Source organism: Pseudarthrobacter sp. NPDC092439, assembly GCF_044754945.1.
GTDB lineage: Bacteria > Actinomycetota > Actinomycetes > Actinomycetales > Micrococcaceae > Arthrobacter.
In genome coordinates this window covers 572196-593141 of the sequence record NZ_JBIVQB010000001.1, presented here as the reverse complement: position 1 = coordinate 593141, position 20946 = coordinate 572196, and the positions used below count along the sequence as shown (strand labels likewise).

At 66.5% G+C, this 20946-nt stretch carries 23 protein-coding genes and 1 tRNA gene; 18 read left to right on the top strand and 6 right to left on the bottom strand.

Annotation, left to right across the window (positions count from 1 at the left end; translation table 11 throughout):
- Window positions 1–9 precede the first annotated feature (9 nt).
- From rpsP to ACIQCM_RS02745, 14 genes are all read left to right on the top strand, one after another.
- Window positions 10–432: a 30S ribosomal protein S16 gene (gene rpsP / locus ACIQCM_RS02810; RefSeq protein ID WP_377215965.1), complete on the top strand. Its 423-nt coding sequence runs from the start codon at window positions 10–12 to the stop codon at window positions 430–432.
- Between the two features lies 1 nt (window position 433).
- A complete protein-coding gene (locus tag ACIQCM_RS02805) occupies window positions 434–676 on the top strand; it encodes an RNA-binding protein (protein ID WP_377215966.1) in 243 nt (80 codons plus the stop codon).
- A gap of 105 nt (window positions 677–781) precedes the next feature.
- Window positions 782–1327 (top strand): ribosome maturation factor RimM, encoded by a 546-nt coding sequence (gene rimM / locus ACIQCM_RS02800; RefSeq protein WP_400603397.1) that lies wholly within the window; start codon window positions 782–784, stop codon window positions 1325–1327.
- Entirely contained in the window at window positions 1328–2122 is a 795-nt protein-coding gene (gene trmD / locus ACIQCM_RS02795) for a tRNA (guanosine(37)-N1)-methyltransferase TrmD (RefSeq protein WP_400603398.1), read from the top strand.
- A gap of 221 nt (window positions 2123–2343) precedes the next feature.
- Window positions 2344–2703 carry a 50S ribosomal protein L19 gene (gene rplS, locus ACIQCM_RS02790; RefSeq protein ID WP_377215969.1) on the top strand — a complete coding sequence of 120 codons (360 nt, stop codon included), beginning with the start codon at window positions 2344–2346 and terminating at the stop codon, window positions 2701–2703.
- Between the two features lie 79 nt (window positions 2704–2782).
- Window positions 2783–3460: a signal peptidase I gene (gene lepB, locus ACIQCM_RS02785; RefSeq protein ID WP_400603399.1), complete on the top strand. Its 678-nt coding sequence runs from the start codon at window positions 2783–2785 to the stop codon at window positions 3458–3460.
- Window positions 3461–4276 carry a signal peptidase I gene (lepB, locus tag ACIQCM_RS02780; protein WP_400603401.1) on the top strand — a complete coding sequence of 272 codons (816 nt, stop codon included), beginning with the start codon at window positions 3461–3463 and terminating at the stop codon, window positions 4274–4276.
- A 2-nt stretch (window positions 4277–4278) separates the two neighbouring features.
- Complete coding sequence (locus ACIQCM_RS02775; protein ID WP_400603402.1) at window positions 4279–5064, top strand: ribonuclease HII; 786 nt, start codon at window positions 4279–4281, stop codon at window positions 5062–5064.
- 39 nt (window positions 5065–5103) lie between these two features.
- Window positions 5104–5430, top strand: coding sequence for a DUF2469 domain-containing protein (locus ACIQCM_RS02770; RefSeq protein WP_056335405.1), 327 nt, complete (start codon window positions 5104–5106; stop codon window positions 5428–5430).
- A 109-nt stretch (window positions 5431–5539) separates the two neighbouring features.
- Window positions 5540–5896, top strand: a complete 357-nt coding sequence (locus tag ACIQCM_RS02765) for a YraN family protein (RefSeq protein ID WP_400603403.1) — start codon at window positions 5540–5542, stop codon at window positions 5894–5896.
- The gene (locus ACIQCM_RS02760; protein ID WP_400603404.1) at window positions 5896–7440 is read left to right on the top strand and encodes a YifB family Mg chelatase-like AAA ATPase; all 1545 of its coding nucleotides are present in this window, start codon (window positions 5896–5898) and stop codon (window positions 7438–7440) included. The genes ACIQCM_RS02765 and ACIQCM_RS02760 overlap by 1 nt, the downstream gene beginning before the upstream one ends.
- Before the next feature lie 11 nt (window positions 7441–7451).
- A complete protein-coding gene (gene dprA / locus ACIQCM_RS02755; RefSeq protein WP_400603405.1) occupies window positions 7452–8636 on the top strand; it encodes a DNA-processing protein DprA in 1185 nt (394 codons plus the stop codon).
- Between the two features lie 78 nt (window positions 8637–8714).
- Window positions 8715–9641 carry a tyrosine recombinase XerC gene (locus tag ACIQCM_RS02750; protein WP_400603406.1) on the top strand — a complete coding sequence of 309 codons (927 nt, stop codon included), beginning with the start codon at window positions 8715–8717 and terminating at the stop codon, window positions 9639–9641.
- Window positions 9642–9910: 269 nt separating this feature from the next.
- Window positions 9911–10414 (top strand): DUF3145 domain-containing protein, encoded by a 504-nt coding sequence (locus ACIQCM_RS02745; RefSeq protein WP_400603407.1) that lies wholly within the window; start codon window positions 9911–9913, stop codon window positions 10412–10414.
- A gap of 139 nt (window positions 10415–10553) precedes the next feature.
- Here ACIQCM_RS02745 and ACIQCM_RS02740 read toward each other — a convergent pair whose 3' ends face one another.
- The 6 genes from ACIQCM_RS02740 to aceE form a co-directional block, all read right to left on the bottom strand.
- Window positions 10554–11789 (bottom strand): beta-ketoacyl-[acyl-carrier-protein] synthase family protein, encoded by a 1236-nt coding sequence (locus ACIQCM_RS02740; protein ID WP_400633646.1) that lies wholly within the window; start codon window positions 11787–11789, stop codon window positions 10554–10556.
- A 155-nt stretch (window positions 11790–11944) separates the two neighbouring features.
- The gene (locus ACIQCM_RS02735) at window positions 11945–12190 is read right to left on the bottom strand and encodes an acyl carrier protein (protein ID WP_377215979.1); all 246 of its coding nucleotides are present in this window, start codon (window positions 12188–12190) and stop codon (window positions 11945–11947) included.
- Between the two features lie 79 nt (window positions 12191–12269).
- Window positions 12270–13331 (bottom strand): beta-ketoacyl-ACP synthase III, encoded by a 1062-nt coding sequence (locus ACIQCM_RS02730; protein WP_400603409.1) that lies wholly within the window; start codon window positions 13329–13331, stop codon window positions 12270–12272.
- Window positions 13328–14257 (bottom strand): ACP S-malonyltransferase, encoded by a 930-nt coding sequence (locus ACIQCM_RS02725; protein ID WP_400603410.1) that lies wholly within the window; start codon window positions 14255–14257, stop codon window positions 13328–13330. The genes ACIQCM_RS02730 and ACIQCM_RS02725 overlap by 4 nt, the downstream gene beginning before the upstream one ends.
- A gap of 88 nt (window positions 14258–14345) precedes the next feature.
- On the bottom strand, window positions 14346–15590 hold the full coding sequence (locus ACIQCM_RS02720) for a PucR family transcriptional regulator (protein WP_400603411.1): 1245 nt from the start codon (window positions 15588–15590) through the stop codon (window positions 14346–14348).
- Window positions 15591–15761: 171 nt separating this feature from the next.
- Complete coding sequence (aceE, locus tag ACIQCM_RS02715) at window positions 15762–18503, bottom strand: pyruvate dehydrogenase (acetyl-transferring), homodimeric type (protein ID WP_400603412.1); 2742 nt, start codon at window positions 18501–18503, stop codon at window positions 15762–15764.
- A gap of 426 nt (window positions 18504–18929) precedes the next feature.
- Between aceE and ACIQCM_RS02710 the strand changes: the two genes are divergently transcribed.
- The 4 genes from ACIQCM_RS02710 (at window position 18930) to ACIQCM_RS02695 (ending at window position 20935) form a co-directional block, all read left to right on the top strand.
- A complete protein-coding gene (locus ACIQCM_RS02710) occupies window positions 18930–19349 on the top strand; it encodes a DUF3052 domain-containing protein (protein ID WP_400603413.1) in 420 nt (139 codons plus the stop codon).
- Complete coding sequence (locus ACIQCM_RS02705; RefSeq protein WP_400603414.1) at window positions 19346–19840, top strand: peroxiredoxin; 495 nt, start codon at window positions 19346–19348, stop codon at window positions 19838–19840. Before ACIQCM_RS02710 ends, ACIQCM_RS02705 begins: the two co-directional genes overlap by 4 nt.
- A gap of 6 nt (window positions 19841–19846) precedes the next feature.
- The gene (locus tag ACIQCM_RS02700; protein ID WP_400603415.1) at window positions 19847–20767 is read left to right on the top strand and encodes an NAD-dependent protein deacetylase; all 921 of its coding nucleotides are present in this window, start codon (window positions 19847–19849) and stop codon (window positions 20765–20767) included.
- 92 nt (window positions 20768–20859) lie between these two features.
- Window positions 20860–20935, top strand: a tRNA-Val gene (locus tag ACIQCM_RS02695).
- The last annotated feature ends 11 nt before the right edge of the window (window positions 20936–20946 follow it).

Sequence of the window (20946 nt, the reverse complement as noted above, 5' to 3'; positions counted from 1 at the left end):
ACCACAAAAGTGGCCGTAAAGATTCGCCTTAAGCGCTTTGGTAAAATGCGCGCCCCGTACTACCGCATCGTCGTTGCAGACTCACGCACCAAGCGTGACGGCCGCGCCATCGAGGAAATCGGCAAGTACCACCCCACCGAAGAGCCCTCGTACATCGAGGTCGACTCCGAGCGTGCACAGTACTGGCTGTCCGTCGGCGCCCAGCCGTCCGAGCAGGTTGCCGCAATCCTGAAGATCACCGGTGACTGGCAGAAGTTCAAGGGCCTCCCGGGCCAGGAAGGCACCCTGAAGACGAAGGCTCCGAAGGAAGCCTTCGTTGCCCCGGAAAAGGGTTCCGTGATCATCCCGGAAGCAATCACCAAGAAGGCCTCCAAGGCTGACGCAGCCGAAGCGCCGGCCGACGCCGAAGCAGAGACCACCGAGGCTGAGTAGATTGCTGGCAGAAGCGCTGGAGCACCTTGTCCGGGGAATCGTTGATTCCCCGGATGACGTCAAGGTCAATTCGAAGAACAACCGCCGCGGGGACACCCTCGAGGTGCGCGTTCACCAGGATGACCTGGGACGGGTGATCGGCCGCCAGGGCCGGACGGCACGCGCCCTGCGCACCGTCGTGGCAGCACTGGCCGGCGGCGAACCGGTGCGGGTCGACGTCGTCGACACCGACCGCCGCCGCTGAGCGCTCGGCAACATCAGTTTTGCTCCGGCCCCTCCACCGCAAGGTGGAGGGGCCGGAGTGCTTTTACCCCACCAACCAATACCCACAGAGCGAACAGAGGAACAGATGAAGCTTCAGGTGGCGCGAATCGGCAAACCCCACGGCATCCGTGGTGAAGTCACGGTCCAGGTCCTGACCGACGCACCCGAGGACCGTTTCGTTCCCGGCACCGGTTTCCTCGTGGAGCCTGCGTCCTCCGGCCCGCTCACGGTAGCCAGCGCCCGGTGGAACAAGGACATCCTCCTGCTCGCTTTTGAGGAAGTGGCGGACCGCAACAAGGCCGAGACGCTGCGCGGAGCAAAGCTGTTCATCGAGACGGCCGAACTGGACGAGGACGGCGATGAAGGCTGGTACGAGCACGAGCTCGTCGGCCTGGAAGCCCGCGTGGGAGAAGCCGTGGTGGGCAGGATTGCCGCGTTGAACACCATGCCGGTCCAGGACCTGCTGGTGGTGGCCACCCCGGAGGGCGACGAGATCCTCGTTCCGTTCGTGGAGGAGATCGTTCCCGAGGTCAACATCGACGAAGGGTACATCCTCATCACGCCCCCGCCGGGGCTGTTCGAACTCAACGCTGGGGAAGCTGCCACGGACGGCCCGGAAGGCAGCGCCTAGATGCGGATCGACGTCGTCAGCATCTTCCCCGACTACCTGGCGCCGCTGGACCTGTCGCTGATCGGCAAAGCCCGCCAGGACGGCCTGCTTGACCTGCACGTCCACGACCTTCGCAGCTTCACCACCGACCGGCACCGGACCGTGGACGATACCCCGTACGGCGGCGGCGCGGGCATGGTCATGAAACCGGAGCCATGGGCGCAGGCGCTGTCGGCTGTGGTCGAAGCCCGGCCCGAAGGTGCCCGGAAGCCGGTCCTGATTGTCCCTTCGCCCGCCGGCGAGCGTTTCACCCAGGCCCTTGCCTACGAACTCGCCGAAGAGGAGCACCTCACTTTCGCCTGCGGCCGTTACGAGGGCATTGACGAACGGGTCTTCGAATGGGCGCAGGAGCACTTCGAGGTGCGCCCCGTGAGCCTGGGGGACTACGTCCTAAACGGTGGTGAGGTGGCGGTGCTTGCCATGGTGGAGGCCGTAGGCCGGCTCCTGCCCGGCGTGGTGGGCAATCCCGAATCGCTGGTGGAGGAATCCCACTCCGACGGATTGCTTGAGTACCCCGTCTACACGAAGCCGTCCCAGTGGCGCGGGCGCGAGGTTCCCGCCGTGCTGCTCAGCGGCAACCACGGCAAAATTGCCCAGTGGCGGCGGCACGAGCAATATCGGCGCACTGCGGAGCGCCGGCCCGACCTCCTGGAAGGGTTCGACGCCGGCAACCTCCCGCGTGCCGACCGTTCCGAACTGTATGTGCTGGGGTACGACATCGTGGCCGGCCGGCTGGTGCGCCGCCCGATTGGCTGATGCCCTTCGGGTGTGGCAAAATTAGTCCTTGTGTCTGCTGGGCCCGCACCTGCCACAGGGGGAGCGCCGCCAACAGCCTGACAACCTGCCGCTTCAATCGGTGAAGACGGCAGGACCAATTACCTTTCGGCTGGAATTTCCGCTGCACCGCCAGGTGTGCGGGCTTGCCCGCCGTGACCTAAAGTGAATGACCTGTGGCGTTCACCAGGAGTGCAAATACCATGCATATTCTCGACTCCGTCGACGCAGCCTCGCTGCGGAGCGATGTTCCCGTTTTCCGCGCCGGTGACACCATCAAGGTTCACGTGAACATCATCGAAGGCAAGAACTCCCGCGTCCAGGTCTTCCAGGGCTTCGTCCTGGGCCGCCAGGGCGACGGCGTGCGCGAAACCTTCACCGTCCGCAAGGTTTCCTTCGGTGTTGGCGTGGAGCGTACCTTCCCGGTTCACTCCCCGATCATCGAAAAGATTGAGGTTGTCACCAAGGGTGACGTCCGCCGCGCCAAGCTGTACTACATGCGTGCCCTGCGCGGTAAGGCCGCCAAGATCAAGGAAAAGCGCGACTTCAACACCGCCAAGTAGTCCTCCCGGACCACAGGCCGGACCCAGCCGTAGCCGGCCGGCGCCGGAGCACCCAGCACCAGCGCCCGAGGACACGGACATGGACCAGACAAAACGCCAGCCCCGCATCAGGGGCTGGCGTTTTGCGTTAGTAGTCCTGGGTACCGCGCTCGTGGCCAGCGGGCTGGTCAGGGCTTTCTGGATAGATGGTTACTTCATCCCGTCCCAGTCCATGGAGCCCGCCTTCCGGCAGGATGACCGGATTCTGGTGTCGAGGACAGCCTTCGAAGCGGAGCCCGTGCGCCGCGGCGATATCGTGGTGTTCGACGGCAGGGGAACCTTTGCGCCGCTGGAGAGCGGCCGTGGCCCGGTAGGCGAGGCCGTCACCGGTGCAGCCGCGTGGCTGGGCCTGGCCGGGAGCGACACGGTGTACATCAAGCGCGTCATCGGCGTCCCCGGCGACCTGGTGGCCTGCTGCGATCCAGCCGGCATGGTAACCGTCAACGGCGAACCGCTCGAAGAACCGTACATTTATCCCGGAGACGTGCCAAGCACCTTGGAGTTCGAGGCGCTGGTTCCGGCCGGCCGGCTTTGGGTGATGGGGGACCACCGGTCGGTTTCGGCGGATTCCCGCAGCCTGCTCGGCGCGCCGGGCGGAGGAATGGTTCCTGTGGGCCGGGTGCTGGGCCGGCCCGTCCAGATCATCTGGCCCCTTGATAGATTTGCACCAGTACCACGGCCGGCTGCGGCAGGCCCCAGCACACAGAACGGACAGTAGATGCCCGAGAACCACTCCCGCATGCCTGAACCACAGCCCGAGGGCGCCCCTGGCGCTTCCGGCGCGGAGCAGGCAGACGCGGCAGTGCCCGGCCTCGAAAACCGCGCGGAAAGCCGCGCTGCGGCCAAATCTGCCGGGAGGCGTGAGGCGCATCCGGTCATGACGTGGCTAAAAGAGATCGCCACGGTGATAGTCATCGCCGTCGTACTGTCCTTCCTTATTAAGACGTTCCTGTTCCGGGCGTTCTTCATCCCTTCCGAGTCGATGGTGGATACGCTGGATGTGGACGACCGGATCTTCGTAAACCTCCTGGTTCCCGAACCGTTCGCGCTCAACCGAGGCGATGTGGTGGTCTTCCGTGACACCAAGGGCTGGCTGCCCGCGGTGCCGGACAAGGCGGACGGGCCGTTCACCTGGGTGCAGGACGGCCTCACCTTCGTGGGCCTCTTGCCTGACAACTCCGAGCAGCACCTCGTCAAGAGGGTGATCGGGCTGCCTGGCGACCATGTCGTGTGCTGCGATGCCGGCGGTAAACTGACCATCAACGGAACAGCCATCGATGAGGGCTACATCAACCCGGCTGAAGTCCCCCAGGTACGGGAATTCGATGTGGTGGTGCCCGAAGGGAAAGTATGGGTCATGGGTGATAACCGGAACCATTCCGCTGACTCCCGTGCGCATATGGACGCGGACGGCGGCTTCGTCGACCTGGACGACCTCGAGGGCAAGGCGGCCGTCATCGCCTGGCCGCTGAACCGGATCACCGCCCTCGACAACTATCCCGACGTGTTCCGGAACGTACCGCCCGCGTCCTGACCATGCCTGCCGAGAACCAGACCAGCACCCCAACGCGCACCGCCAAAGTGGCTGCGGCGAAAACCCCTGCCAGCCGCAAGGCGCCCACCCTGCGGCACGAACGGACGTTCCGCAGCAGTGGGGTCCGATTCCTGGCAGGCGTGGACGAAGTCGGCAGGGGAGCGCTGGCCGGACCCGTGAGCGTAGGCATCGCGGTGGTGGACCTTGAGCGCCAGAAACCCCTGGCAGGGGTCCGGGACAGCAAGCTGCTGAGCGCCGCCGAACGGGAGCGGCTTGAACCGCTGGTCCGGCGTTGGAGCATCGCGTCGGCCGTAGGCCATGCCTCCGCGGCGGAAATCGACGCGCTCGGCATCATCGCCGCGCTTCGCCTGGCCGGTACGCGGGCATGGAGTACGGTCCTCGCTGCCGGCATCACGCCTGACATGGTCCTCCTGGACGGGAGCCACAACTGGCTTTCGCCGGCCGGGCAGCCGTCCCTCTTCGACGGACCTGTCCAGGACAGCGGGTGCGAAGCACCCGTGCACACCAAGGTCAAGGCGGACATGCAGTGCCTCAGCGTTGCCGCCGCCAGCGTCATCGCCAAAGTGGAACGGGACCAGGCCATGCGGACCCTTCACGCCGAATATCCCGGCTTCGGCTGGGACGTCAACAAGGGATACGCCACCGCCCTGCACCGTGACGCCCTCCGGACTGAGGGTCCCACCCCCTACCACCGGGTGAGCTGGCGGCTGCTTGGCGGCGATCTGGAAGTGCTGCAGGACGGGGAGCTCCAGGAGGCCGGGGCCTGACGGGCGCCCACGCGGCTGCCGATGGTGCAAGATGGAAGCATGAGTGCTGAGGATCTTGAAAACTATGAGACTGACATGGAACTGCAGCTCTACCGCGAGTACCGGGATGTTGTGGGCCTGTTCAGCTACGTAGTCGAGACCGAGCGTCGCTTCTACCTTGCCAACCACGTTGACCTCCAGGCGCGCAGCGCCGACGGCGAGGTCTACTTCGACCTGACCCTGCAGGACGCCTGGGTCTGGGACGTGTACCGCTCGGCACGGTTCGTCAAAAGCGTCCGCGTGCTCACCTTCAAGGACGTCAACGTCGAAGAACTGCCGCGCAACGAGGAACTGGCTCTTCCCAAGGACGTGGACCTGGGCAACTAACCTGGCCACTTCTCCTCCACATCCGCCCTTGGCAGGCGGCCTGTCCACATAGCGAAAGTTTCCTGCCCGCTGCTCCCCGCACCCCGTCAGGCTGGTGGTGGAGGTGGACATGAAATCCAAAGACGTGCTGGGCCGGCGGGGCGAAGAACTCGCGGCAGGCTATCTGGAATCGCTGGGCATGCTGGTGGTGGAACGCAACTGGCGCTGCGCTGAAGGCGAGATCGACATCGTGGCCCTGGACGGGGACGCCCTGGTCATTGCGGAAGTGAAAACCCGGCGTTCGCTCGACTACGGACATCCCTTTGAAGCGGTGGGGGCTGACAAGCTTGCCCGGCTCCACCGCCTCGGTACAGCCTGGTGCCGTGACCGGGAGCTGCGGATGTCCCGGCGCCGCGTGGACGTTATTGCGGTAGTGGACGACGGCGGCGGCGCGCCGCAGCTGGAGCACCTCAAGGGGGTGGGGTGATGGCGCTGGGCCGCACCTACTCCGTGGCGCTGCTGGGGCTGAACGGATACATGGTGGAGGTTGAAGCGGACATCGGCCAGACGCTGCCCGCATTCGTGATCCTCGGCCTTCCGGACGCCTCGCTTAATGAGGCCAAGGAACGCATCCGTTCGGCCGCCAAGAACTCAGGCATTCCGCTGAGCCGGCGCAAGATCACGGCCAATCTTATTCCGGCCTCACTGCCCAAGCGCGGATCCGGATTCGACCTCGCAGTCACCATGGCCGTGCTTCGGGCCGCCAACGACACCAGGCCGTCCGGGCGGACAGTCTTCATCGCCGAACTTGGGCTGGACGGCCGGCTGCGCCCGGTCCGCGGCATCCTTCCGGCGGTCATGGCCTCCGTCCAAGCCGGCTACCCCGACATAGTGGTGGCGCAGGCCAACTATGCCGAGGCCGCGCTGGTTCCCGGGGCCAACGTCCGCGGTTACCGGACCCTTGCCCGGGTCGCCTTCGATTTCGGAGCGGACCCGCAGGACCTCGCACTGGACTTCGAGCCCGAGGACGCAGACCAGGAAGGGGATGGCCCTCAGGAGTCCGGGGTGGTCCCGGACATGGCAGATGTCTCCGGGCAGGGCGACGCCCGCCGCGCCCTTGAGGTTGCAGCCGCCGGGGCCCACCACCTCCTGCTGACTGGCCCGCCCGGCGCCGGGAAGACCATGCTCGCCGAGCGGCTTCCGGGCCTTCTCCCGGACCTCGGGGACCAGGAATCAATGGAGGTCACGGCCATCCACTCGCTGAGCGGGCTGCCCTCCTCCGCAGTGCAGCTTTTGCGGCGGCCGCCGTTCGAAAACCCGCACCATACCGCAACGCCGGCCGCCATTATCGGCGGGGGATCCGGCCTGCCCCGGCCGGGGGCAGCATCCCGGGCACACCGGGGCGTGCTGTTCCTGGACGAGGCGCCCGAATATGAGCGGCGCGTGCTTGATGCACTGCGCCAGCCGCTGGAATCCGGGGAGCTGGTGATCCACCGCTCGGCCGGGACCGCCGCGTACCCTGCCAGGTTCCAGCTGGTGCTGGCAGCAAACCCCTGCCCCTGTGGCAAAGCGTCCGGCAAAGGTCTTGAGTGCACCTGCACCCCAATGATGCGGCGCCGCTATCTTGCGCGGCTCTCCGGTCCGCTGTTGGACAGGGTGGACATTCAGCTGCGGGTCGAACGGGTTTCGCTGGCCGAATTCGGCCAGTCCGCAGCCGAGGAGGGCACTGCCGTGGTGGCAGGGCGGGTCAAGGAAGCCCGCGCCCGGCAGCTGGACAGGCTGGCGGCCTTCGGGTTGGAAACAAATTCCCAGGTGCCGGGCCGCATCCTGCGCGGTGATCTCCGCCTGGCCCCAGGCGCCACGCGGATCCTTGACCGGTCCCTGGAACGCGGCGTCCTCACGGCGCGCGGGTACGACCGCGTGCTCAGGCTGGCCTGGACCCTGGCGGACCTGGGGCACCGGGACGCTCCGGAGTCCAACGACATTGGTCAGGCCCTGGGCCTGCGGCAGGCAGCGGCGGCAGCGGCATGAGGGATACAGCCATGGACACTGAAAGGCTTGCCCGCGCGGCACTTTCCCGGCTCCTGGAGCCCCAGGACGCCGCCGGTCTGGCCCTTGTCCAGGCCGCAGGGTCCGTGGACGCCCTGCGGATCGCTACGGGCCAGGTGGCCGGCGGCGCCGGAATTGAACAGGAAATCAGCTGCTTGCTCGCGGACAACGGTGTTGCGGCTGGCTGGTCGGGCCTGGCTGCCTGTCTGAAACGTTGGCTGCCCCGGGCCCCGGACCTCGCGCCGGAACGGGACCTTGCCACCATGGCGCGCCTGGGCGGCCGCCTGCTGATCCCCTCGGACGACCTCTGGCCGGAACAGCTGGCCGATCTGGGCATCCAGGAGCCGATCTGCCTCTGGTGGCGTGGGCATGAACAGCAGTTGCCCCAGGCGGAGCGAAGCATCGCCTTGGTCGGCTCCCGGGACAGCACCAGCTATGGTGCCGCGGTAACGGGGGACATGGCGTACTCCCTGGCGCAGCGCGGCTTTACGCTGGTGTCCGGCGGCGCCTATGGCATCGATGCGCACGCCCACCGTGCAGCACTGGCCGGAGCCAGCGGATCTGTTCCCACCATCGCCGTGATGGCCGGCGGCGTGGACCGGTTCTACCCCTCCGGCAATGAGGAACTGCTGCGCGCCGTGGCAAACCAGGGCGCCGTCCTGGCAGAGGTTCCGCCGGGGTCCGCGCCCACAAGATACCGGTTCCTCCAACGCAACCGGCTTATAGCGGCACTCTCGGCGGTGACGGTCGTCGTGGAGGCCCGGTGGCGGTCCGGGGCGTTGAATACAGCCCATCACGCCGAGGCCCTGGGCAGGGCGGTGGGTGCCGTGCCCGGATCGGTACACAGTGCCAATTCCGCCGGCTGCCACCGCCTGCTGCGGGACGGCGGTGCTGTGTGCGTCACTGATGCCGCCGAAATCGCAGAGCTGGCTTCGCCCAGCGGCTCGGACCTGCCGGAACCGCGGCAAGGTGCGTCGCACGTGCAGGACGGGCTTACCCTCGAGGACCTCATCCTGCTGGACGCCCTGCCCTTGCGGTCCACCACTTCCGTGGAAAAGCTCGCCGCGGTCGCCGGGCTGGGTACTGACTCAGTGCGGGCCGGGTTGGGCCGCCTCGGCCTGCTGGGGCTGGCTGTCTCCGAACGGGGTGCCTGGAAACGCGGCAGGACCAACGCCTGATGCGCCGCGGGGAATGATCCCGCGCCGAGTGCCGTGTCCGGGGACCCGTCCGGCACCGGGGCCTGAGACAGTGGACGGATGGAAGAAGACCAGTTGCCGGCAGCACTCGGGGACTCCCTGGCTGCCTTTTGCCGCTATGTCTCGGGAGAACGGGCCATGTCGGCACACACGCTGCGGGCGTACAGGGGCGACCTGCGCAGCCTGTTCTCGTTCGCAGCCGGGGAGGGCTGCACGGATCCCCGGGACCTTGAGCTCGGGACGTTCCGCCGCTGGCTCGGTGCCCTGAGCCAGGCCGGAGTCGCCCGGGCCACCCTGGCGCGCCGGGCCGCGACGGCCCGGTCCTTCACAGCATGGGCGCTGCGGGAAGAACGCATCGATGCGGACCCCGCGCTGAGACTCAAGGCGCCGCAGCGGGAACGGCAACTGCCTGGCGTGCTGCAGGAGTCGCAGCTGAAGCGGGTCCTGGACGGGCTCGAACAGGACGCAGCAGAAGGGGAGCCGCTGGCGGTCCGCAACCGGGCGCTGGTGGAACTGCTCTACGCCACGGGGATCCGGGTGGGTGAGCTGACAGGCCTGGACATCGACGACCTCGACCAGGACCGCCGGACCCTGCGGGTAATCGGCAAGGGCGATAAGGAACGGACCGTTCCTTATGGCGTCCCTGCTGCCGTTGCCCTGGATGACTGGCTCCGCAGGGGACGCCCGCGGCTCGTCAAAGCCGGGAGCGGACCCGCGTTGTTCCTGGGCGCCCGCGGCGGCCGCGTGGACCAGCGCCAGGTCCGGTCCCTGGTCCACGGGCTTTTCGAAGCGCTGGGGGACACCTCCGCCTCCGGCCCGCATGCGCTCCGGCACTCTGCTGCAACCCATCTGCTGGACGGCGGCGCGGACCTGCGTGCAGTCCAGGAAATCCTGGGCCACAGCAGCCTGGCCACCACCCAGATCTATACCCACGTCTCTGTGGACCGCCTCCGCAAGAGTTACCAGCAGGCTCATCCCCGCGCCTGACAGCACCAGGGAGCGGGAGGCCCGAAAGGGCGCTGTATTGCACTGGCGTAATTCCAGGGCGTACGGCACAATAAGAATCACGTCCGGCAACTTTCAACTGCCGCTTGAAGCTCAGAGGCTTCATGCGGCTTGGCAGCCCGGACGGTGTTTTACCTTGGATCATCTACAGCTGAATATCGCGGAAGACCGCAACCGCAGGTGAATGGCATCGCTGTTCCATCCGGGCTGAGGGCGTTGGGGAAGACGTACCTAGAGCTATGGAGGATGGAATGTCTGTTGCAATGACCCGCGGTGTGTTGTTTGTTCACTCGGCCCCTACGGCCCTGTGTCCGCATGTGGAGTGGGCCATCGGGTCCGTCGTTGACAAGCGGACGGACCTGGAGTGGACCCCTCAGCCGGCTGCGCCCGGAATGTTCCGTGCCGAGCTGTCGTGGACCGGTACGCCTGGCACAGGGGCCAAGCTGGCTTCGTCCCTGCGCGGCTGGGCCCACCTCCGCTACGAGGTTACCGAGGAGCCAAGCCAGGGCGTTGACGGCGGCCGCTGGTCGCACACCCCTGAGCTGGGAATCTTCCACGCCACCACGGACGTACACGGCAACATCATGGTCTCAGAGGACCGGATCCGGTACGCCTACGAATCCGGTGCCGGCGACCCGGCAGCCGTCTACCATGAGCTCTCGCTCGCCCTCGGCGAAGCCTGGGACGAGGAACTCGAACCCTTCCGGCACGCCGCGGAAGGCGCTCCGGTGCGCTGGCTGCACCAGGTGGGCTGACCGCCGTCGTACGTTGTTTCAACTGCCTCCTCCAGCAAGGAAACAACAACAGGCAATAACGCAGAAGAGGCCCCGCCGGCTGGCGGGGCCTCTTCTGCGTTGTCCCGGATACCCCGGATAACCCTGGTGCAGCCGGGAACTAGACGCTGCAGACTGCCACTACGGCGTTGTGTCCGCCGAAGCCGAACGAGTTGCTCAGCGCCACGATGCTGCCCGAGGGCAGGTCGCGGGCGGAGGTCACAACGTCGAGGGGGATCTCGGGATCCTGGTTCTCGAGGTTGATGGTGACAGGGGCCTTGCGGTCATAAACGGCAAGCACGGTCAGGACAGCCTCCACGGCGCCGGAAGCGCCCAGGAGGTGCCCCATCTGGGACTTGGTGGCGGACACGGCGACATTGTCCACGTGGCCACCCAGCGCCGCCCGGAGTGCGGTGTACTCGGGCTTGTCACCGACGGGGGTGGAGGTGGCGTGCGCGTTGACGTGCACCACGTCCTCCGACTGGATGCGGCCGTCGAACATGGCCGCCTTCAGTGCGCGCGTGGCGCCCAGGCCTTCGGGGTCGGGTGCGGTGATGTGGTAGGCGTCAGCGGTGACGGACGTGCCGGCAAGTTCAGCGTAGATGCGCGCTCCGCGGGCCAGGGCATGTTCCTCGGCCTCGAGCACCAGTGCACCGGCGCCTTCACCCATGACAAAGCCGTCACGGGCCGTGTCGTAGGGGCGCGAAGCGCCCTGCGGGTCGTCGTTGCGACGGGACAGGGCCTGCATGGAGGCGAATGCTGCCAGCGGCATCGGGTGGATGGCTGCTTCGGCACCGCCGCACATCACCACGTCGGCCTTGCCGGACCGGATGAGTTCCAGGCCCAGGTGCATGGCTTCGGTGCCGGAAGCGCACGCGGAGACGGGAGTGTGCGCACCGGCGCGGGCGCCAAGGTCCAGGCTGACGGCGGCTGCGACACCGTTGGGCATCAGCATGGGAACGGTCATGGGCAGGACCCGGCGGGGACCCTTTTCCTTCAGGGTGTCCCAGGCGTCCAGCAGCGTCCACACGCCGCCGATGCCGGTGGCGAAGGCTACGGCCAGGCGGTCCTGGTCCACTTCGGTGATGCCGGAGTCGGCCCAGGCCTCGCGCGCAGCGATGACGCCGAACTGGGTGGAGGGGTCCATCCTCTTGGCCTCGACGCGGCTCAGGACATCCAGTGCGGGCGTGCTGCAGCGGGCGGCGAAGTGGACGGGAAGTTCATACCGGGCAACCCACTCGTCCTCCAGGGTGCGGGCACCGGAGACCCCCTTGAGCGCGTTGTTCCACATGGTGGGTACATCGCCGCCGATGGGCGTGGTGGCGCCCAGACCGGTTATGACTACTTTGCGTGTCATGGGATCACTCTCTGTCGATGGGGAGTCCGTCTCCGGTTCTTCGGAGGGTCCCGCACATTTGGTGGGCGGCGCAGGGTGCGCCGGATAAAGACAGCGGGGTGCCGGCCGGAGAATCCGGACCGGCAGCCCCGCAGGCGCCTTGCGGCGAAGGCTGACTAGGCCTGTGCTCCGGCGATGAAGCTGACGGCGTCGCCGACGGTCTTGAGGTTCTTGACCTCTTCGTCCGGGATGCGGACGCCGAACTTCTCTTCAGCGTTGACCACGATGGTCATCATGGAGATGGAGTCGATGTCCAGGTCCTCGGTAAAAGACTTGTCCATTTCTACGGATTCCGGGGCCAGGCCGGTCTCTTCGTTGACGATTTCAGCCAGGCCGGCCAGGATCTCTTCGTTGCTAGCCATTGATGGCTCCTTTTCTTGTATTGCCGGCAGGGACTGCCGGAAACGGTGCGGGCCGCGGATGCGGTCCGTGGGGACGTTCCTACGGAAGGACGACTACTTGGGCGCCGAATACCAGGCCGGCACCAAAGCCGATCTGGAGGGCAAGGCCCCCGCTGAGCCCGGGGTTTTCCTGGAGCAGGCGGTGGGTGGCCAGCGGGATGGAAGCCGCAGACGTGTTGCCTGCGTCAGCGATGTCCCGTGCCACTGTAACCGTTTCAGGCAGCTTGAGCTTCTTCACCATCTCGTCAATGATGCGCATGTTGGCCTGGTGCGGAATGAAGGCGACCAGGTCCTCGGCTTCCACGCCGGCGGCTTCGAGGGCCTGCTGGGCCACCTTGGCCATTTCCCACACTGCCCAGCGGAAGACGGTCTGGCCGTCCTGGCGGAGGGTGGGGTACAGCTCCTGGGCTTCTTCCAGCAGGGCGAGGTCGCCGGTGGAGTCCGACTGCCGCGCAGCCATCCCCAGGTCCCGGACGTCCAGCAGCGAACGCGTCATGCCGATCGCATCCCACTTGCTGCCGTCCGAACCCCACACCGAGGGCGCGATGCCCGGCGTATCGGAGGGGCCGATGACGACTGCCCCTGCGCCGTCCCCCAGGAGGAAGGAGATGGTGCGCTCACGGTTGTCGATGACGTCGGAAAGCTTTTCGGCTCCGACCACCAGGACGTACTTCGCCGTGCCGGAGCGGACCAGTGCGTCACCCTGGGCGATGCCGTAGCAGTAGCCCGCGCAGGCTGCGGAGATGTCAAAGGCAGGAGCCGGAGTGGCGCCCAGCCGGTCGGCGAGGCTTGCAGCGGCGGAGGGTGTCGCGTAAGGGTGGGTCACCGTGGAGACGATGACGGCGCCCAGTTCCGACGCCTCGATCCCGGCCTTCGCCAAGGCCTCGCGCGCAGCGCCTTCTGCCATGTCGATAACGCTGACGTCTGCAGGGGCCCGGTGGCGCGTCACAATGCCGGTGCGCTGGCGGATCCACTCATCCGAGGAATCGATCCACTGGCACACGTCCTCGTTGGTGACGATGACGTCCGGGCGGTAGGCGCCAAGGCCCAGGATCCGGGTGTACTCCTGGATGGGAGCCTGTTTCAGCGTGGGAACGCTCATGCGTTGCCCTCCAGTTCTGCGAAGAGTGCCAGTGCCGCGGACAGGTCATCGGGGGTCTTGACGGCTACGGTTTTTACGCCGGGCATGCCCCGCTTGGCCAGGCCGGCAAGCGTGCCGGCCGGTGCCAGCTCGATCAGGCCGGTCACCCCGCGCCGGACCAGCGATTCCATGCACAGGTCCCAGCGGACAGGCCGCGAAACCTGGGCAATGAGGCTGGCGACGGCGGCACCGCCATCGGTGACCTCGCCGCCGTCGTAATTCGAGAGCAGGGGAACGCACGGCGCCTGTGGGGCGAGCTGCGGCTCGAGCGCCTTCAGGGCGCTGACGGCGGGCGACATGTGGCTGGTGTGGAACGCTCCGGCCACCTTCAGCGGGATGACGCGGGCCTTGGCGGGCGGGTCTTCGGCCAGCGCCTTGAGCTGGTCGAACGTTCCGGCGGCCACGGTCTGGCCGGCGCCGTTGACGTTGGCGGGCGTGGCGCCCGCTGCCTCGATGGCGGCCAGGACCTCAGCGGGGTCGCCGCCCACGACTGCGCTCATTCCCGTGGGAGTCACCGCGGCAGCGGCCGCCATGTTGTTGGCGCGTTCGCGGACGAACGTCATTGCTTCCTTCTCAGTGAGCACGCCGGCCAATGCAGACGCCGTGATTTCACCGACGGAGTGTCCTGCCAGGATGACCGGCAGGCTGCTGAGTTCCACATCAAAGAGCGCCGAGGCAGCGACCAGGCCGGCCGCAACGATCAGGGGCTGCGCCACGGCAGTGTCCTTGATCGTCTCCTCGTCCGAGGTGGTGCCGTGGGCGATCAGGTCAATGCCCGCCATGTCGCTCAGTGACGCCAGCTGGTCCGCCACGGAGGGCAGCTCGAGCCAGGGGGCAAGGAAGCCCGGGGTCTGTGAGCCCTGTCCAGGGCAGACTATTGCAAGCACGTATCCAGCTTTCCAAATTGCGGTGTGATCCAGCGGTGTTTGTCTGCACCAAGCTCACGTGGTCAGGTTGTAGGAAGTCTACAACGTGTCAGGTCTGATTCCGCGAAGGATGACGTTCCGCCGCGGCCCTGGGAGGGGCGGACAGGCGGCCCACCACCAGGGCTGCCTGGAGGACGAATGCCTCCCGGGGAAGCAGCGGATCCCACCCGGTGACGTCGCAGACGCGCTTGAGGCGGTAGCGGACGGTGTTGGCGTGGACGAACAGTTCGCGCGCCGTTGCCTCCAGTGAATGGCCCAGCTCCAGGTAGGTGCCCAGGGTCTCCACCAGGCCGTTGGAGGCCGCCAGCAGGGGCCGATAGATGTTCTTCACCAGGGACCTGCGGGCGGCGTCGTCTCCCGAGATGACGCGCTCGGGAAGGAGGTCGTCGGCTGCCACCGGGCGCGGTGCTGCAGGCCAGGCCCGGGCCGCGGTCAAGCCCGCGAAGGCGGACTGTGCGGAGCCGCTGGCCTCCAGGAGCGAGCCCGCTTCCGGGCCGTAGACCACCGGTCCCGGAGCAAACATTTCGCTGAGCTTCACGTAGGCGGTTTCCCTGTCCTGGACCCCGCCCAGGATGAGGATGAGCCGGTCGCCCTGGATGCCCACCAGGGCATCTTCGGCGTAGCGCCCGGCCATGCGGCGCAGTTCGCTGACATAGCTGGCGCTGGGTTCCGACGGGGAGTTGCCCACCATGACGGTAAAGCGCTCCTGTGCCTTCCAGCCGAGCGCGGCGATACGGGAACGCAGCGCGTCCGTGTTCTCGCCGCGGAGGATGGCGTCCACGATCAGCGCCTCCAGCCGGGTGTCCCAGGAACCGCGTGATTCCGCAGCGCGGGCGTAGACGTCCGCGGCGGCGAACGCCACCTCGCGCGAGTACCGCAGCACCGCTTCGCGCAGGGAGGGCTGGTCCGCCTCCGGTGCGATCACCGGAACCTGGTCCTCCACCACTTCCACCACGATCCGGATCAGCTGCAGCGCTTTTTGAAGACTGATGGAACGGGTCAGCTCCGTGGGGGCGGTACCGAAGACGTCTGTCAGGATCCAGGACGGGGAGCTGGGCCGCTCATACCAGGTCACGAACGCGGCGATGCCGTTCTGCGCCACCATCCCGAGTGCTGACCGTTCGTCCGAACTGAGCCGGCTATACCAGGGCAGGGATTTTTCCAGCTCCCGCATGGTGGTGGTGGACAGCTGCCCCACGTTGGCGCGGAGCTTTTTGAGCGTTTCCGTCTTCTCCGGGGTGGCTTTGGGGACGGGGGGTTTGCGTTTGGCGGACGGGGTGGCGGGAGCTGGCATGATCTGAGCATACGGGCAGTGCCGCGGAAGCTCCATTTGTGAGAAGGCTACAATTCGCCATGGCCTGCGCCACAGCCCGGCGCCGCCGCGGCCGGGCTGCCCGGGAACGACGGCGGCCCCCACCTCGAAAGGTGGGGGCCGCCGTCTTACGTCGCGTTCAGGGCGCCAGGGTCAGGCTTCGCCTCCGGCGTTGCCGGTGGTGCCGGCATTGACGTTGTGCAGCTTGTACTTCTCGATGGCCTTGGCCGGAGCCTCGGCATCGACCTCGCCACGGCGTGCCAGCATCTCCAGCGAACGCACCACGATGGAGTGGGTGTCGTTCTTGAAGAAGCGGCGGGCCGCAGCGCGGGTGTCCGAGAAACCGAAACCGTCAGCGCCGAGCGTGGCGAACTCATTCGGCACGAACTGGCGGATCTGGTCCGGGACGGCCTTCATGTAGTCGCTCACGGCCACCACCGGACCGGTGGCACCGGCCAGCTGCTGCGTCACGAACGGCACACGGGCGGGCTGTCCCGGGTTGAGGAACGCTTCTTCCTCGGCGGCCAGTCCGTCGCGGCGGAGCTCGTTCCATGACGTGACGGACCAGACGTCCGCGGAAACGCCCCAGTCCTCGGCAAGGATCCGCTGCGCCTCAATGGCCCAGGGGACGGACACACCGGACGCCAGCAGCTGGGTGCGGGGGCCGTCGATCTTGGCTGGAGCCAGCAGGTAGATGCCCTTGATCACGCCCTCCACGTCGAGCTCTTCCGGCTCCGCGGGTTGGGTGATCGGCTCGTTGTACACCGTCAGGTAATACATCAGGTTCCGGTCGGTGCTCTCCGGACCGTACATCCGCTCCAGGCCGTCACGGATGATGTGGCCCATCTCATAGCCGTACGCGGGATCGTACGTGACCACGGCAGGGTTGGTGGACGCCAGCAGCGGGGAGTGGCCGTCAGCATGCTGCAGGCCCTCGCCGGTCAGGGTGGTGCGGCCTGCCGTGGCGCCGATGATGAAGCCCCGGGCCATCTGGTCCGCCGCAGCCCAGAAGGCGTCACCGGTGCGCTGGAAACCGAACATCGAGTAGAACACGTAGACCGGAACCAGCGGCACGCCGTGGGTGGCGTAGGCCGTGCCTGCAGCGGTGAAGGCCGCCACGGCGCCGGCCTCGTTGATGCCGGGGTGGATCAGCTGGCCCGCGGGCGACTCTTTGTACGCCAGGACCAGGTCGCGGTCCACGGACAGGTAGTTCTGGCCCTTGGGGTTGTAGATCTTCGCGGTGGGGAAGAACGCGTCCATGCCGAACGTACGCGCCTCATCCGGGATGATCGGCGCGATGTGCTTGCCAAACTCCTTGTCCCGCATCAGGTCCTTCAGCAGACGGACGAACGCCATGGTGGTGGCGGCCTGCTGCTTGCCGGAGCCGCGCTTGGCCACTTCGTAGGACTTGGCATCCGGCAGGGTGACGGCGGCGTGCTTTGAACGGCGTTCCGGCACGGAGCCGCCCAGCGCTGCCCGGCGTTCCATCATGTACTTGATTTCCGGAGCGTCCGTGCCCGGGTGGAAGTATGGCGGCTGGTAGGGGTCCTTTTCCAGCTGCTCGTCGGTGACCGGAATGCGCAGGTGGTCGCGGAATTTCTTCAGGTCGTCGAGGGTGAGCTTCTTCATCTGGTGGGTCGCGTTGCGGCCCTCGAAGTGCGGACCCAGTCCGTAGCCCTTGACGGTCTTCGCCAGGATGACGGTGGGCTTGCCCTTGAACTCCGTGGCTGCCTTGTAGGCTGCGTACACTTTGCGGTAGTCGTGGCCGCCGCGCTTGAGGTTCCAGATCTGGTCGTCGGTGAGGTCCGCAACCATGTCCTTGGTCTGCGGGGTCTTGCCGAAGAAGTGCTCGCGGACGAACCCGCCGGACTCTGCCTTGTAGGTCTGGTAGTCGCCGTCCGGCGTCTCGTTCATGATCTTCACCAGTGAACCGTCGCTGTCCTTGGCGAGGAGGTCATCCCACTCGCGTCCCCAGACCACCTTGATGACGTTCCAGCCGGCACCCCGGAAGAAGGCTTCGAGTTCCTGCATGATCTTGCCGTTGCCCCGGACCGGCCCGTCAAGGCGTTGCAGGTTGCAGTTGATCACGAAGTTGAGGTTGTCCAGGTTCTCGTTGGCAGCGAGCTGGAGCAGGCCGCGCGATTCGGGCTCATCCATTTCGCCGTCGCCGAGGAACGCCCATACCTGCTGGTCCGAGGTGTCCTTGAGGCCGCGGTTGTGCAGGTAGCGGTTGGACTGCGCCTGGTAGATGGCGTTCATGGGACCGATGCCCATGGACACCGTGGGGAACTCCCAGAAGTCGGGCATCAGGCGGGGGTGCGGATACGAGGACAGGGCGTGTCCTTCGCGGGACTTCTCCTGGCGGAAGCCGTCCAGGTCCTGTTCGGAGAGCCGGCCCTCCATGAAGGCGCGGGCGTACATGCCGGGGGAGGCGTGGCCCTGGAAGAAGACCTGGTCACCGCCGCCGGGGTGGTCCTTCCCGCGGAAGAAGTGGTTGAAGCCCACTTCGTAGAGGGTGGCCGCGCCGGCGTAGGTGGAGATGTGTCCGCCCACGCCGATGTTGGGGCGCTGGGAGCGGTGCACCATGACGGCGGCGTTCCACCGCATGTAGGCCCGGTAGCGGCGCTCGTATTCCTCATTGCCCGGGAATTCGGCTTCCTGGTCCACGGGGATGGTGTTCACGTAGTCCGTGGTGGTCACCATCGGCACCCCGACGCTCTGCGCACCGGCGCGCTGCAGCAGGCTCCGCATGATGTATTGGGCACGTTCGGTGCCCTGTTCCCTGATCAGGGCATCCAGGGACTCAACCCATTCGGCAGTCTCTTCCGGATCACGATCAGGCAGCTGGTTAGTCAACCCGCTGAGGATATGGGAGGTATCTTCTCCTGCAGCCACGTCCAACCTCTCTTTGCGCGCGTGAATCGGCGCACTCAGGCCAGGCAGGGTGACTGCCCGGCGTACATACGCCGTGATGCGACGTATCGGTTACAACAGCCCGGTCATGTGTGCCGGGCAGGGTCCTAGCTCTCCCATGCCGGCGCGGAGTCACATGGTTGTCGTCCGGCAGGCATAGTTGTCATCAGCCACTCTAGCCGCCACTGGAAGCCGATGCGTAGCTGCGGGCCGGGCGCCGCCTTTGTATTTCGCCGTCATACTGGTTGTGTGACAGAAGCCGCCGCGGGACGGGTTTCCGGCCACGGTGTGATGCAGAATATGGCGTCCGGCGGGGGCGGCAGCTTGAAGCGCGGGCCCAAAGGGTGTTGGCTTGGGAGTAATGGAAATCACCATGCACACTGCATATATGAGGCATTGGAGGAACACGTGAGCGAGGCCGACGCCGCCACTTCGGTAAATGTGGCGGAAAAATTGGGTTTCAAGAACGGGGATCTGATTCAGGAGTTCGGCTACGACGACGACGTCGACTTCGACTTGCGTGACGACATCGAGGACCTCACCGGCGCCGAGCTGCTGGATGAGGACGACCATGAGGTGGCGGACGCCGTCATCCTCTGGTGGCGCGACGGTGACGGCGACCTCGTTGACAGCCTGATGGATTCCCTCACCACCCTGAGCGAAAACGGCGTTGTCTGGGTCCTGACCCCGAAGTCCGGCCGCGATGGCTACGTGTCCCCTGCAGACATCCAGGAAGCCGCGCCCACCGCCGGGCTGCACGTGACCACGTCCGCCGGCGTTTCAAAGGACTGGAGCGCGTCCCGTCTTGTCAGCAGGAAGAACAAGTGACGTCCGCAGTTGCTGCTGCCGCCGGGACTGTTCCTGCGGTCGGCCAGCAGGCACCGGATTTTGAACTGGTCAACCAGTACGGGGAGCCCGTCCGTCTGTCTTCTTTTGCCGGCCAGAACGTTGTGCTGGTGTTCTACCCGTTTGCGTTTTCCGGAATCTGCACCGGTGAACTCTGCGAAATCCGCGACAACATCGCCGCGTTCGAGGACGCGAATGCGACGGTCCTGGCAGTCTCGGTGGACAGCAAGTTCAGCCTTCGGGCCTATGCGGCCCAGGAGGGCTACAGCTTCGATCTGCTGGCCGACTTCTGGCCGCACGGCGCCGTTGCGTCAGAGTACGGGGTTTTCGACTTCGAAACGGGGATGGCCCGGCGCGGGACGTTCATCATCGACGGTGCGGGCATCGTCCGCTACAGCGTGGTGAACCCGCGCGGTCAGGCCCGGGACCTGGCAGAATACAAGGCGGCTTTGGCCGCCCTGGTGCGGGACTGATGCACCATGGCCGCCGGACGGCACGGGGTGGGCCTGACAGGCTTTGCCAGCATGCCGCCGTCGCGCCCGTCCCTTCCTTCCGCTGAAGACGTCCGCCTCCTTGAACGCATAGCCGCGGTCCTGGCAGGCAGCCCCTTTGCCCTGTTGACCGGTGCCGGCCTCAGCACGGATTCCGGGATTCCGGATTATCGCAGCCCCGATTCGCCGCCGCGGTCTCCCATGACCTACCAGGAATTCATCCGCAGCGCCGCGAACCGGCAACGGTATTGGGCCCGCAACCATATCGGCTGGTCCCGGCTCCGCCATGCCGACCCCAACCGCGGACATTATGCTGCCGCCGAGCTGGAGCGCCGAGGCTACGTTTCCGGATTGATCACGCAGAACGTTGACCGCCTGCACCAGGGAGCCGGCAGCATCAACGTCATCGACCTGCACGGGCGGTATGACCAGGTGGTGTGCCTCGACTGCGCCCGGACTTATCCGCGGCAGTTCCTGGCGACCGTCCTGGAAGAACTGAATCCGGACTTCCTGGAGCGGGCTGGCCGGAGCGGGCTCGTGGAGATGGCCCCGGATGCGGATGCCACCGTGGAGGACCGCAGGCTGATCAGCAGCTTCGTAGTTGCCGTATGCCCGGCCTGCGGCGGAACGCTCAAGCCGGACTTTGTGTACTTCGGCGAAAGCGTGCCCAAGGAACGGGTAGAGCGGTCGTACGCGGTGGTGGATGGTTCGCCGGCTCTGGTGGTGGCCGGGTCCTCCCTGACGGTGATGAGCGGCCTGCGGTTCGTGCGGCATGCCGCGAAGAACGGCAAACCCGTTGTCATCATTAACCGCGGCGCCACGCGCGGCGACGACCGTGCCGTGGTCAAACTCGAGGCCGGCGTGAGCGAAGCACTGGCATGGCTGGCCGCGGAACTCCCGCCGCTGTAGGCGCAGACGGCGCCGATTCGCGTTTGCCGCCCCTGTTCGGGTACAGTCTATGTTCGTTGGTTGCGGCGTGAAGCGCCGGTAATCCGCATCCTGGGTCTTTAGCTCAGCTGGTAGAGCGCCACGTTTACACCGTGGATGTCATCGGTTCGATCCCGGTAGGACCCACCAAAGGAAACCCC

Coding starts and splice junctions, on each gene's coding strand:
- rimM (WP_400603397.1), top strand. CDS start 782: ATGAAGCTTCAGGTGGCGCGAATCGGCAAACCCCACGGCATCCGTGGT.
- trmD (WP_400603398.1), top strand. CDS start 1,328: ATGCGGATCGACGTCGTCAGCATCTTCCCCGACTACCTGGCGCCGCTG.
- rplS (WP_377215969.1), top strand. CDS start 2,344: ATGCATATTCTCGACTCCGTCGACGCAGCCTCGCTGCGGAGCGATGTT.
- lepB (WP_400603399.1), top strand. CDS start 2,783: ATGGACCAGACAAAACGCCAGCCCCGCATCAGGGGCTGGCGTTTTGCG.
- lepB (WP_400603401.1), top strand. CDS start 3,461: ATGCCCGAGAACCACTCCCGCATGCCTGAACCACAGCCCGAGGGCGCC.
- ACIQCM_RS02775 (WP_400603402.1), top strand. CDS start 4,279: ATGCCTGCCGAGAACCAGACCAGCACCCCAACGCGCACCGCCAAAGTG.
- ACIQCM_RS02770 (WP_056335405.1), top strand. CDS start 5,104: ATGAGTGCTGAGGATCTTGAAAACTATGAGACTGACATGGAACTGCAG.
- ACIQCM_RS02765 (WP_400603403.1), top strand. CDS start 5,540: ATGAAATCCAAAGACGTGCTGGGCCGGCGGGGCGAAGAACTCGCGGCA.
- ACIQCM_RS02760 (WP_400603404.1), top strand. CDS start 5,896: ATGGCGCTGGGCCGCACCTACTCCGTGGCGCTGCTGGGGCTGAACGGA.
- dprA (WP_400603405.1), top strand. CDS start 7,452: ATGGACACTGAAAGGCTTGCCCGCGCGGCACTTTCCCGGCTCCTGGAG.
- ACIQCM_RS02750 (WP_400603406.1), top strand. CDS start 8,715: ATGGAAGAAGACCAGTTGCCGGCAGCACTCGGGGACTCCCTGGCTGCC.
- ACIQCM_RS02745 (WP_400603407.1), top strand. CDS start 9,911: ATGTCTGTTGCAATGACCCGCGGTGTGTTGTTTGTTCACTCGGCCCCT.
- ACIQCM_RS02740 (WP_400633646.1), bottom strand. CDS start 11,789: ATGACACGCAAAGTAGTCATAACCGGTCTGGGCGCCACCACGCCCATC.
- ACIQCM_RS02735 (WP_377215979.1), bottom strand. CDS start 12,190: ATGGCTAGCAACGAAGAGATCCTGGCCGGCCTGGCTGAAATCGTCAAC.
- ACIQCM_RS02730 (WP_400603409.1), bottom strand. CDS start 13,331: ATGAGCGTTCCCACGCTGAAACAGGCTCCCATCCAGGAGTACACCCGG.
- ACIQCM_RS02720 (WP_400603411.1), bottom strand. CDS start 15,590: ATGCCAGCTCCCGCCACCCCGTCCGCCAAACGCAAACCCCCCGTCCCC.
- ACIQCM_RS02700 (WP_400603415.1), top strand. CDS start 19,847: ATGGCCGCCGGACGGCACGGGGTGGGCCTGACAGGCTTTGCCAGCATG.